The 12,757-nt window shown below is 33.4% G+C and carries 13 protein-coding genes and 1 tRNA gene; 2 read left to right on the top strand and 12 right to left on the bottom strand.

What is annotated here, in order from left to right; translation table 11 throughout:
• Nucleotides 1-136 precede the first annotated feature (136 nt).
• Complete coding sequence (locus B0A64_RS05810) at nucleotides 137-646, top strand: hypothetical protein (RefSeq protein ID WP_089478586.1); 510 nt, start codon at nucleotides 137-139, stop codon at nucleotides 644-646.
• Between the two features lie 162 nt (nucleotides 647-808).
• Here B0A64_RS05810 and mtaB read toward each other — a convergent pair whose 3' ends face one another.
• A complete protein-coding gene (gene mtaB / locus B0A64_RS05805; protein ID WP_089478585.1) occupies nucleotides 809-2,143 on the bottom strand; it encodes a tRNA (N(6)-L-threonylcarbamoyladenosine(37)-C(2))-methylthiotransferase MtaB in 1,335 nt (444 codons plus the stop codon).
• A gap of 502 nt (nucleotides 2,144-2,645) precedes the next feature.
• On the opposite strand from mtaB, the gene B0A64_RS05800 reads away from it, so the two are divergent.
• Nucleotides 2,646-3,164: a hypothetical protein gene (locus B0A64_RS05800; RefSeq protein ID WP_089478584.1), complete on the top strand. Its 519-nt coding sequence runs from the start codon at nucleotides 2,646-2,648 to the stop codon at nucleotides 3,162-3,164.
• Between the two features lie 94 nt (nucleotides 3,165-3,258).
• On the opposite strand, the gene B0A64_RS05795 is transcribed toward B0A64_RS05800, so the two are convergent.
• From B0A64_RS05795 to B0A64_RS05745, 11 genes are all read right to left on the bottom strand, one after another.
• Entirely contained in the window at nucleotides 3,259-3,786 is a 528-nt protein-coding gene (locus tag B0A64_RS05795) for a GNAT family N-acetyltransferase (protein ID WP_089478583.1), read from the bottom strand.
• A 12-nt stretch (nucleotides 3,787-3,798) separates the two neighbouring features.
• Complete coding sequence (locus B0A64_RS05790) at nucleotides 3,799-4,602, bottom strand: Cof-type HAD-IIB family hydrolase (RefSeq protein ID WP_089478582.1); 804 nt, start codon at nucleotides 4,600-4,602, stop codon at nucleotides 3,799-3,801.
• Nucleotides 4,603-4,685: 83 nt separating this feature from the next.
• Nucleotides 4,686-4,904, bottom strand: coding sequence for a putative signal transducing protein (locus B0A64_RS05785; protein WP_089478581.1), 219 nt, complete (start codon nucleotides 4,902-4,904; stop codon nucleotides 4,686-4,688).
• A gap of 32 nt (nucleotides 4,905-4,936) precedes the next feature.
• A complete protein-coding gene (locus B0A64_RS05780; protein WP_244285355.1) occupies nucleotides 4,937-5,746 on the bottom strand; it encodes an alpha/beta hydrolase in 810 nt (269 codons plus the stop codon).
• A gap of 68 nt (nucleotides 5,747-5,814) precedes the next feature.
• Nucleotides 5,815-6,480: a DEAD/DEAH box helicase gene (locus B0A64_RS05775; protein ID WP_089478579.1), complete on the bottom strand. Its 666-nt coding sequence runs from the start codon at nucleotides 6,478-6,480 to the stop codon at nucleotides 5,815-5,817.
• Between the two features lie 81 nt (nucleotides 6,481-6,561).
• Complete coding sequence (locus B0A64_RS05770; protein ID WP_089478578.1) at nucleotides 6,562-7,725, bottom strand: sigma-54-dependent transcriptional regulator; 1,164 nt, start codon at nucleotides 7,723-7,725, stop codon at nucleotides 6,562-6,564.
• A gap of 205 nt (nucleotides 7,726-7,930) precedes the next feature.
• Nucleotides 7,931-9,247, bottom strand: coding sequence for an ABC transporter permease (locus tag B0A64_RS05765; protein ID WP_089478577.1), 1,317 nt, complete (start codon nucleotides 9,245-9,247; stop codon nucleotides 7,931-7,933).
• 78 nt (nucleotides 9,248-9,325) lie between these two features.
• On the bottom strand, nucleotides 9,326-10,255 hold the full coding sequence (locus B0A64_RS05760) for an ABC transporter ATP-binding protein (RefSeq protein WP_089478576.1): 930 nt from the start codon (nucleotides 10,253-10,255) through the stop codon (nucleotides 9,326-9,328).
• Nucleotides 10,256-10,421: 166 nt separating this feature from the next.
• Nucleotides 10,422-11,534, bottom strand: coding sequence for a molecular chaperone DnaJ (dnaJ, locus tag B0A64_RS05755; protein ID WP_089478575.1), 1,113 nt, complete (start codon nucleotides 11,532-11,534; stop codon nucleotides 10,422-10,424).
• Between the two features lie 99 nt (nucleotides 11,535-11,633).
• The gene (locus tag B0A64_RS05750) at nucleotides 11,634-12,212 is read right to left on the bottom strand and encodes a nucleotide exchange factor GrpE (protein WP_089478574.1); all 579 of its coding nucleotides are present in this window, start codon (nucleotides 12,210-12,212) and stop codon (nucleotides 11,634-11,636) included.
• A 363-nt stretch (nucleotides 12,213-12,575) separates the two neighbouring features.
• Nucleotides 12,576-12,646 (bottom strand) — tRNA-Trp (locus B0A64_RS05745).
• Nucleotides 12,647-12,757 lie beyond the last annotated feature (111 nt).

Below are 12,757 nucleotides of genomic sequence, written 5' to 3'. Positions count from 1 at the left end.
GCCAGGCTATGTGCATTTTAAATAAGTGAAATGCCTTTTTTAAAGATCCAAAAGCTATGTTTCTATGTGTTAAAATTAATTACACACAACGGGTTAAAGTTATAAAAATTTAAAAGCCCTTAAACAACCCTCTCTAATGGAACAATACTTAAGACAATTAATTGCAATAGAATTTACAGATAAAAAAGAGCTTTTTACCGGGTTTCTAATTGATTATTCTGATGACTGGATTTTGCTTAGAAATAATCCCGAAGATTTTATATTGGATGGTTTTGTAATTCTGAAAAATAAAAATATCGAAGCCGTTCATCGCGATCATGATCTTGCCTTTACAGAAAAAGTAATTCGCTTAAAAGGTCTTAAAACAAATGCCGAAGATATAATCCCGATTAGAGATTTGAGTTCCATCCTTACTTATGTAAACAACAAATACGGTATTTTTCAGATTTCAAAAAAATCTGCCAAATCTGCTTATCTGGGAAAAATGCTTGAATTAAACGACGAAGAACTTACAATAGACTTTTTGGACATAAAAGGTCAGTTTGGTGGGGAACTGAGTTTTAATCCGGAGAAAATAAGAGTTATCGAGTTTGATACGGATTATATTAATTCTTTGAAATTGGTTATTCCGGAAAATCAGAAGTAATTATTTCAAAAAACAGAAAAGCCCTTTTAAGAAAGGGCTTTTCTGTTTTATACTGTCTGCTTGTGTCTTTGTGAGGAACGAAGCAATCTCATCTAATATATCTATCAGCAAATTTGCTTATTGTTAGTGTAATTGCTTCGTTCCTCGCGATGACAATATGTATTAAGCTTCTGCCAATTTATTTATAAATTCTAAACGAACACTTCCGTCTTCGTCAATTTTTGTCAAATTAATTTGTTGCAATGTATTCACTAATTCAGGGTTCCACGGTGTTTTTACTTTTACGTAATTTTCGGTAAAACCATGAATATATCCTTCTTTATTTTCGCTTTCGAATAAAACCGTTCTGTTAGAACCAATTTGACTTTCATAAAAAGCACGACGTTTTTTTACGGATAATCCGCGTAACATTTTGCTTCGTTTCGCTCTGACATTTGCAGGAACAATTCCCGTCATATTTGCAGCTTCTGTATTATCTCTTTCAGAATAGGTAAATACGTGTAAGTACGAAATATCCATTTCATTCAGGAAATGATACGTTTCTAAAAAGTGCTCATCGGTTTCACCGGGAAAACCAACAATAACATCGACACCAATACAAGCGTGTGGCATTACTTCACGAATTTTATTAACACGTTCTGTATAGACCTCACGTAAGTAACGACGTTTCATTAATTTTAGAATATCATTGCTGCCTGATTGTAACGGAATATGAAAATGTGGTACAAAAGTTCTGCTTTTAGAAACAAAATCAATTGTTTCATTCTTCAATAAATTAGGTTCTATAGAGGAGATTCTCAAACGCTCGATTCCTTCGACCTTATCCAAAGCCTGAACTAAGTCAAGAAATGTATGCTCGTGTTTTTTATTTCCAAATTCTCCTTTTCCGTAATCACCAATATTTACACCTGTCAGAACAATTTCTCTGATATTTTGAGCTGAAATTTCTTTGGCATTTTGCAAGACATTCTCTAAAGCATCACTTCTTGAAATTCCTCTCGCTAACGGAATTGTACAATAGGTACATTTATAATCACAACCATCCTGAACTTTCAGGAATGCGCGGGTACGGTCACCAATAGAATAACTCCCTACATAAAAATCTGCTTCAGCAATTTCACAGGAGTGAACTTCACCCATATCATTTTTGCTCAGGTCATGAATATAATCGGTGATTTTAAATTTTTCTGTTGCTCCCAAAACCAAATCGACACCATCGACAGCTGCCAACTCTTCTGGTTTTAATTGTGCATAGCAACCTACTGCCGCAACAAAAGCTTTTTCGTTAAGTTTCATTGCTTTTTTTACAACCTGCTTAAATTGCTTATCAGCATTATCTGTTACTGAACAGGTATTGATGACATAAATGTCTGCTATTTCTTCAAAATCGACACGATCAAAACCTTCATCATTAAAGTTTCTGGCAATTGTAGACGTTTCTGAAAAATTCAGTTTGCAACCAAGCGTATAAAAAGCAACTTTTTTTCTATTTTCCATGGGAATAAACTACGTTTTAAGTAGTAAGATATTATATTTACATCTCTTTTGAAGAGTTTGCAAATTTACGTACAATATTCTTTAAAATAAAATCAACAATACACTATATATCAATATTTTGCATGAAACCAATAATTTAGTGTGCCGTAAAAAACTATAGATTAACGCAAACAAACAGGGATTAAAATTTATTTAGATCAGAAAACATATTATTTCAATAAGAATTAAATGACAAAATTATCGATTAAATACACATAATATCGATTAAATACATTTTTAAAGGGTTTAAATTGAAATTTTCTTACATTTAACTTTGTTTAGATTATTTTTTAGAAGTATATTCACTTCATCAAAAGCAGTTAAATAAATTTATATTATTTAAATAATAAATAAGTCATAACAATTTTGTTTTTCCCTCGTTATGTTGTTGTTTTGTTATTATAAAAAATGGGAATGCCGAAAACCAGAAAGAGTAGGCAAAAATTAAAAATTAAAACTCCATATGAAGGCATTTTTACCCACAATCTGCTTGATGTTCTTAACCATTTTTAGCTCTCAAGCGCAAACAAGTGCTCCTGCTGCTAATCCATTTCCATCTATTAGTACATTGACAACCTGGGCGAGCTTAAACTCTCAATCTCAATTTGATATTGCAATTCGTGCGGTTGGATTTAAATTTGAAGTAAAAGAACCGGGTGAAGGCTCTACAGCTTACACTTATATTCGTAAAGTAACCGTAAATGAAGTTAACTATACTGATAGAATTGTTTACAGAATTACGAGTAATAACTCTGCAAGTATTATTTCTTTAGTAACAGCTTCTACAGATTTAGTAAGCTTGTATACACCACAATTGGCAACTTTTAAAAATAACAATTGTAAAACTGAAATGTCGAAAGACAAAAACACAACTTGTAGCTGTTACGAAAGTGCCAATTTTGCAATCGATCTTTGCGACGAGCGTGTAAAACTGACAATGGGTGACGGAAATAAATATTTTGTTTCTGTAGCTAAAAAATAATATCTAATCTAAGTATTAGAAACTACGGGCTGTTTTCCAAATCTTTGTAGATCTTTATAAAGATTACAAAGATTTGGAACGCATTTCTTAGGATTTACAGGTTTGGATTTTTCAATTCATACCAAACATGTAATTCTTCTTCATGTTCAAAAGAATTGACATATTGCAAACCAATCTTTGCTAAAATTTTACGGGAGTTTTCATTTCCCGGATCTGCATACGCATAAACTGCATCTACTTTCATTACATTAAGAGCGTGGTCTATAAAAGCTTTTCCAGCTTCTGTAGCATATCCTTTCCCCCAATGTTTTTCGATGAAACGATATCCTATTTCATAAAAATCTTTATGATTATTGATTTCATTTGTAATAAATTTTATTCCGGACCAACCTATAAATTCATTGGTTTCTTTTAGGATTACTGCCCGGCGACCGGTTCCGAAATCTTTGTATTGCTGTTGAACAAATTCAATATAAGCAAGGCTTTGATCGATATGAGTAATAGGTTTATTCCCAACATAGGTATGTACATTTGGGTTAGATTCCAATTCAAACATTCCCTCAACATCTGAAGGAAGAAATTCCCTTAAAAGTAAACGTTCTGTTTCTATTGGCTCTTTCATATAAAAATAAATTTAATTCAAAATAAAACGTTGTACCACCTCAGCAACTCCATCGTTATTATTTGAAGCTACAATAAGATCTGCTCTATCGCGCAATTCTGGCGTAACATTATCAACCCAAACTCCAAGTCCTGCATATTCAATCATCGTAAGATCATTTCCTGCGTTTCCTACGGCAATAATCTCACTTTGATGAATGTTTAGCTTTTCAGCCAAAAGTTTTAAACTTGCCGCTTTATCAATTCCATTTTGAGCTGCTTCCAGGAAAAAAGGTTTAGACATCGCAACACTCAGGTGAGGCATTGCTGTTTTTAAATCTTTTTCTAACTCTTTTAGATACGAAGGTTCTGCCAGCAAAATACATTTTACGGCAGGTTTAGTAACTGCCTCTTTAAAATTTGGTACTTTACGGTGTGGCAATCCTGTAATTTCTTTTTCGATTTCGATATACTCAGAATCCGTTTCGCTAACAATTTCCCCATCAATATAGGTAATAATATGCGTTTTCATTTTTACACTATAATCGTATAAGTCATGAATTTGTTCTACCGTCAAGGATTGTTCAAATAACACAAGATCCTCTTTTACAGTACTGATTATAGCACCGTTGAACGAAATAATATAAGAGTCGTTTAAATCTAATTCCAGCTCTTTGGCATAAGCCGTCATAGCTGATGTTGGTCGTCCTGAAGCCAAAACAACGTGTACTCCTTTTGCCTGAGCTTCAAGAAGTACTTTTTTATTAAGAGCTGATATTTTATGATCGTCTGTCAACAAGGTATCATCCATGTCGAGCACTAGCATTTTATATTGCATGTTTTTTTTAGTTTTTCAGTCTCAGTTTTCAGTCTCAGTCTCAGTAAGCACTGAAAACTGAGACTGAAAACTGAAAACTTCTTTTAAATACTCATTCTGAATTCTTCGATAACCGGATTTGCTTTTGCAAAATCTGTTTCCTGAATAAATACCTCAACGGCTAAACCTGTACTGCCAAAACCTCCTAAACGAGCAGATTGAATATTATCTTTTTTTGTAGTTTCTACTCCCGCTTCTTCCAATCTTTCTTGTAAAGCAAGTGCCAAAACTTCGCTTCCTGAATACACTTTCATTAATCCCATGACATTCTGTTTTTTGTAATTATTTAAATTCTTTATTCTAATATTATGCGCAGCTGTTTTTGAAAATCATTATTTTCATTCATGCCTGTGTGTTCCTGATCTCTAAGCAGGTAAAAATGTCCGTTATTTTTTAAAAGCCGGCTTAATCGAACCGAATTTTCATAAGGGATCAATTGATCTCTTTTTCCATGAAAAATATAAATTGGTTTTTTAATCCTGGGCAGATATTCGTATGTTTCCATACTAAATTTCTTTAAAAAATCCGGAAAAAAAGGCAATTTGCTACTCGACAATTCTGTAAAACTATAATAAGGCGATTGCAAAATTAAAGCCTTCGGATTGTTATGCGAAGCCAAAATAGTTGCAAGTCCGGAGCCAATTGAATAACCTGTTATAATAATTTTGTTTTCAGGATATCGCTTCGTCAACGTTTTATAGGCAATAGAAATATCTTTATTTAACTGGTCTTCATTCTCTATTTCCCCCTCACTTTTACCAAAACTTCTATAATCTAAGATAAAAATATCATACCCTAAATTAGTATACACTTTGGCAATGCTACCCCAGGTTTCCAGTGTTCCGGCATTACCATGCAGATAAAAAACCAAACCTTTAGAATTTTCTGCCTTAAACAGTAATCCATTTAATTTTGCACCATCAAATGATTCAATATTTAATTCTTCGAATTTATGCTGATAATCAAACTGAAAATCTTTTGGGAGTTTTGCACTCTGAAAAACCATTCTAACCTGACTAAAATAAACATAAGAAACAATGATTACATAAATAATAACAAAAAATACCAGAAGTACAATTGTCAAAAATTTAAGTGTTTTCAGCATCTCCATAAATTATCTTTTAGTTTCCAGTCTCAGTATTCAGTCTCAGGCTGAATACTGAGACTGAGACTTTATTCTTCTTCTTCAATATCGTTTTCTTCTTCGTCCAGTTCTTCTTCCCCTTCTTCATCCATATCAAACAGATAAGGTTCCAGCATTAATTTATCTGCTAAAATTTCGATACGTTCTGTCAATTTTTCTGCAAAAATAATACGCTGTGTTTTTGTGATACTATTCGAAATACGCATGATTTTAGTTTCGTGACGCAATTTTAACATAGGATCTGCATCGTCGATAATAAACATTTTTAAGCGGTTTACGTTGTAACCCGCTGTAGTAAACATATCGCTTAATTTATTTGGTGTACCAATAAGAACATCTATTCCGGTCGAAATATAGTTTTTATCATAATCTGTATCGCCTTTATCGTGTACACCATAAACTTCTAGATTGGTATATTTTCCGTATTTCGCAAAAAGCTCCACCATCTCTAACACTTTGGCTTTGTCCTCAACAAAAATCAAAGCACGTGGCGATTCTTCTGTTTGTCCTGCCAATTGCTGAATGACATTTAATACAATTGTTGTCGATTTCCCGCTTCCTGCCGGAGAAAGAATAATGCAGTCCGCCCCACTTTTTATAGTCGAAAAAGTTTCTTGCTGCAAAACATTTGCCTCTGTTAAACCATTTTCAATTAATGCGTTTTGTAATTTTTCGTTTATTTTTTTTAGTTTCATCTATTGAGATTGAAAAGATTGAAAAATGGAAAGATTAGATCCTGAAAAAAATCTTTCAATTATTAAATCATTAAATTAATTTTATTTGCTTGCAAACATTTTTACATCGGTTTCAGAGATTTCAGTTCCTCCCAAAATGATCAATCTTTCGACTACATTTCGAAGTTCACGGATATTTCCGGTCCAATCGTATTCCTGCAATAATTTTATGGCTTGCGTAGAAAATATCTTAACTGTATTTCCTTGTTCTGAAGCAATTTTCTCTGTAAAATGAGTAATCAAAGCCGGAATATCTTCACGTCGTTCGTTCAATGGTGGAACTTTGATCAGGATAACTGCCAGACGATGGTACAAATCTTCGCGGAAACGACCTTCGGCTATTTCAGTTTTTAAATCTTTATTGGTTGCAGCCACAACACGCACATCGACTTTAATATCTTTTTCGGCCCCAACTCTGGTAATCATACTTTCCTGCAAAGCACGCAATACTTTGGCTTGTGCAGAAAGGCTCATATCGCCAATTTCATCCAGAAAAATAGTTCCTTTATCTGCTGCTTCAAACTTTCCTGCTCGATCTTTAACCGCAGATGTAAAAGCACCTTTTACATGACCAAACAATTCGCTTTCGATTAATTCACTCGGAATCGCAGCACAGTTTACTTCTATTAAGGGAAAATTTGCACGTTCGCTTTTTTCATGCAATTGATGCGCTACTAATTCTTTTCCGGTTCCGTTAGGTCCCGTAATCAAAACTCTGGCTTCTGTTTGCGCAACTTTATCAATCATTACTTTAATATGATTGATGGCTTCGCTCTCTCCTACCATTTCGTAGTTTTTGCTAACCTTTTTCTTTAAGATCTTATTCTCAACTACCAGTTGTTTTTTATCCAAAGCATTACGAACAGTATTCAGTAAACGATTTAAATCCGGTGGTTTCGAGATGTAATCAAAAGCTCCAAGACGCATGGTATGAATCGCCGTTTCCATATCGCCGTGACCTGAGATCATTACCATTGGAATCTCTGGTTTGATTTTTTTTACTTCTTCTAAAACCTCAACACCGTCCATTTTTGGCATTTTGATATCACACAAAACCAAATCATAATCGTTGTTTTTTATTTTGTCCAGACCAGCAAATCCATCTTCTGCTTCCTCTACCTGATACGAATCGTTTTCTTCTGATAAAATTTTTACCAAAACTCTTCTAATCGCTGCTTCGTCTTCTATAATTAGTATTTTACTCATTTTTTTTTTAAAGGTTCAAAGTTGCAAAGGTTCAGAGGTACAAAGTTTAAAATCTTTGTCACTATGGCGCCTTTTAATCTACTATTATTAATACATCTTTTATACTCCTTGCTTGATTCTTAAAGTTTTATTCTAAGTTACAAAATTCAAATTTTACAAAACCTTTGAACCTTTGTCCCTCTGAATCTTGTAACTTAGAATAAAACTAATATTTAAGCCATTTATACAATTCTTTCCAGGTAGGTTTTTTGCCGTACATTAAGATACCAATACGGTAAATTTTGGCTGCAAACCACACTACAAGAAAAAAAGTAGCAAACAATAATGATACCGAAATCGCAATTTGCCACCACGGCACTCCAAAAGGCAATCGCATTAACATTACGATGGGTGATGTAAGCGGAATCATCGAAAACACTACTGCGATAGTTCCGTGAGGATCATTTACAACTGTAAAAAATCCGATATAAACGCTCAGGATAAGCGGCATTAAAATAGGCAAAAGAAATTGTTGCGAATCTGTTTGATTATCAACAGCTGCTCCAATGGCGGCATAAAAAGAACTATACAGGAAATACCCCCCAATAAAGTAAATTACAAAACCAATTATAATGCTGGCAATTGGTAAATTCCATAATTCGCGAATATACATTTGTGCAGTCCCTGACATTTCTTGTTGAGCCGAATGCATTAATTCTGGCGAAATTCGCGCTGTTGGTCCAACATTTACACCAAAAAATGCAGAAGCAGCAAACATAAGTCCTAATCCAATTATCGCCCAGATTACAAATTGCAGTAGTCCTGCCAGAGAAGTTCCAACAATTTTACCAATCATTAACTGAAATGGTTTTACTGATGAAATAATAATCTCGATAATTCGGTTCGTTTTTTCTTCGATTACGCTTCGCATTACCATATTCCCGTAAATGATAATAAACATCATGATCAAATATCCAAATGCTCCGCCAATCGCTATTTTTATTTCATTTAATCCTTTTAGACTTTCTTCTCCGGAAGCCTTTACCAAATGAATATTGACCGCTGACTGTGCTTTTTTGATTGCCAGAGTATCCAGCTTTGCAGATTCGAGATTTATTTTTGTAATTTTTTCTCCTATTACATCTTGTGTTTTTTCGATAAAAGAAATACTTGGACTGTTATTCGAAATAAACTCGATTTTACTTTCTAAATCTTTTAAATTATTTGTTTTCGGGATAATAATTAAACCATCAAAACTCTCGTTAGTAATACTGTCTTTAAGTGCCTGTGTATTAATTTCGGATAAATTAAGATATTTAAAATCTGTTTCTTTTTTATTTTTCTTTACAAAATCATTGGCAAACAAACCCGTTTCGTCATGAATTGCGATTCGTTTGGTTTCGGCTTTCATTGAACTCAGATACCCAATAAATCCAGCAATTGCAACAAACAATAACGGACTTAAAAAAGTCATGACAACAAAAGATTTATTGCGGACTTTTGCAATAAATTCTCTTTTTATAATTAATGAAATTATACTCATTTTTTTATTTTAGATTTTAGATTGTTGACTTTAGATTTTTGATTCCAGGTTTTCACTCTAAAATCTAAAATTTAAACTCTAAACTTTATTTTCGGTTACCGTTTGAATAAAAATATCGTTTACACTTGGAATTTTCTCTACAAAATGTGTTACCTGACCTCTTTGTGTCAAAATATTTAATAACTCATTTGGCGTTGCATTACCAATTTGAATCTCTAATTTTAAATCGTCATTTAATGATTTGAAATTTGCCGGCGAAACCGTAAATTTTTGTGTTAGATCATACATCAATCCTTCGACATTACCGGTCAAAATCCCAACTTCAAAACTATTGGTTTTAAACTGGCGTTTTACATCGCTTAGTTTTCCTTCTATTAACTTATTCGATTTATGAATTAAAGCAATATGATCACAAAGTTCCTCCACGCTCTCCATGCGGTGAGTCGAAAAAATAATTGTCGCGCCCTGCTCTTTTAATGCTAAAATTTCATCTTTAATAACGTTTGCATTTACGGGATCAAATCCGGAAAAAGGCTCATCAAAAATCAGTAATTTTGGCTTGTGCAATACACAAACCACAAACTGAATTTTTTGTGCCATTCCTTTAGAAAGTTCCTGGATTTTTTTATTCCACCAACCCTGAATCCCCAAGCGATCAAACCAATATTCTAACTGCAATTTTGCTTCGGCCTTAGAAAGTCCTTTCATTTGTGCCAAATACAAACATTGTTCGCCTACTTTCATTGAAGTATACAAACCTCTTTCTTCAGGAAGATAACCAATTGTTTGCACATGTTTGGGCTGCAATTTTTCTCCATCCAAAATTATTTCGCCACTATCCGGTAATGTAATCTGATTTATGATTCGGATCAGAGAAGTTTTTCCAGCTCCATTGGGACCTAATAGCCCATAAATACTGCCTTTTGGCACATTTAATGAAACTTCGTTAAGCGCTACATAATCACCGTATTGTTTTACGACTTTATGTACTTCGAGTAAGTTGCTCATGCTATTTTTAAGATTTTCTGCGTCAATTTAACCTTTGTGGTATCGCGTGTGTAAAAGTAAATAATTCGTAGCGAAACTTTACACTATTAACACAAAAAACCCATCCTAATTTAAACTAGAATGGGTTTTTAAATTTATTATCTAAAACATTTTAGAAAAGTTCAGCTTATGAAAACATATCTTTTACTTTCTCAAAAAATGATTTTTCTGATTTTTCAGGACTTGGAACAAAATGTTCGTCGTTAAGCGCATTTTCAAAAAATTGTTTTTGCTCTTTACTTAATGTTTTTGGAGTCCACACATTTACATGAACCAGTAAATCACCACTTCCGTAACCGTTTATACTTGGAATCCCTTTTCCTTTTAATCTTAAGATTTTTCCGGATTGAATACCTTCTTCTAATTTAATACGAACTTTTCCGTTGATTGCTTCAATATCTTTAGAAATTCCCAGAACTGCTTCCGGAAAACTAATGTATAAATCATAATGAATATTTTCGCCTTCACGTTTCAGGAATTCATGCTCTAATTCTTCAATGGCTACAATTAAATCACCTGGAATACTATTTCCAGGGGCATCATTTCCTTTATTAGAAACTTTCAATTGCATACCATCAACAACTCCTGCAGGAATTTTGATCGAAACAGTTTCATCTTCCTGTACCATTCCTTGCGAATCCGCTTCAGAAGGTCTTTTATCTAAAATCTGACCTGAACCTCCACAAGTAGGACATGTTGATGCAGATTGCATTCTTCCTAAAATAGTATTGGTTACACGCATCACTTGTCCCTGACCGTTACAAGTCGAACATGTTTTGTATGTTACTCCTTTAGCCTGAACTTTACGTTTTACTTTTACTTTTTTCTCAACACCATTTGCAATTTCTTCTAAAGTAAGTTTTACTTTAATTCGAAGATTGCTTCCTTTCGCACGACGAGGACCTCCGCCACCGCCTCCGAAACCTCCAAATCCGCCACCAAAAATATCACCAAACTGGCTGAAAATGTCATCCATATTCATACCACCGTGGCCACCACCACCAAAACCTCCGGAACCATCAAAAGCCTGATGTCCATATTGGTCGTATTTTGCTTTTTTATTAGGATCGCTCAAAACTTCATAAGCTTCTGCAGCTAATTTAAAGTTTTCTTCTGCCTCTTTGTCGCCTGGATTTTTATCCGGGTGATATTTCAAAGCACTTTTTCGGTAAGCTTTTTTAATTTCGGCAGCGTCAGCATTTTTTGAAATGCCCAGTATTTCGTAAAAATCTTTTTTCATAATTTAGGTTAAATTCGATCCGATCCCGAAACTTCAGAACAGGATAAATTCTAAAATCAAATTCTTAAAAAATTGATATTCAGAATCTAATTTACATTTTTAGTTTCCGATAACTACTTTAGGAAAACGAATAATCTTATCTCCTAATTTGTATCCTTTTTCAATAACATCAACAATTTTACCTTTTAATTTCTCAGACGGCGCTGGGATTTGGGTAATTGCCTCTGCAAAATCAGCATTAAAAGCATCACCTGCTCTTACTTCAACCTGCTCTAAACCTTTAGAAACCAAAGTACTTTTAAATTTTTCGTGAATCAACTCAACTCCTTTAGACAAAACTTCATCTTCAGATTTATTGATTTCTACAATAGCTCTGTCAAAATCATCCAAAACAGGAAGCATTGCTAACAAAACTTCTTGATTTGCTGTTTTAAACAAATCCATACGCTCTTTTGAAGTTCTTTTTTTGTAATTTTCAAATTCAGCAAATAATCTCAAAAACTTATCTTTTTCTTTTGCCAAGTCTTGAGCCAATTGCTCTTCAACACTTAATTCTTCAACAATTAATTGTTCACCGTTGGCATTGTTCTCTAACGTTACATCATCTAATTCCTGATCGAACTCTGTATTTTCCGTAGTCATATTACTTTTATTTTTAAAAATATTCTTAAACTTCATTTTTTATTCTTTCTGTTGGATTGCAAAAGTACTGCCAAATCTTTCAAAATGTCAAATTGTCACTTTATTGCAACTGAGCCTTTTAAAAAACCACAAACACCAAATAAAATTTAGTATAATTTTAAGACTATTACGTTTTAGTTTATACTATATTTGGAATCCAAAATGGAAACTAAATTATTACCTATCAAAATTGAATTTAAGGGTTGGCCTCGGCTTTATAAATAATTATTAATTCAAGTTTACCTTATATTAAAAAAAGCTTCATCTATTATAGACGAAGCTTTTTTTTATGCTTTTTTTTACTTACCCGAAGTCTCTGATAAATAATTAATAACTATCGTTATTGATCAATTTGTTTCGCACGGGCGGAGGGATTCGAACCCCCATCAACGGTTTTGGAGACCGCTATTCTACCCTTGAACTACGCCCGTATCAAGGCCGCAAATTAAATGCTTTTTTTCTTATCCCGCAATTATTTCACGGAGATTTAAAAAGATTTAAACTAATAATTGACTAACACAATCACCTCCAAAGCTTTATGA

The sequence above is a fragment of the Flavobacterium araucananum genome (assembly GCF_002222055.1).
In the GTDB taxonomy this organism is placed as follows: Bacteria; Bacteroidota; Bacteroidia; order Flavobacteriales; family Flavobacteriaceae; genus Flavobacterium; species Flavobacterium araucananum.
Note: the sequence above shows the minus strand (reverse complement) of the source record. Positions and strands in the feature narration are given on the sequence as shown.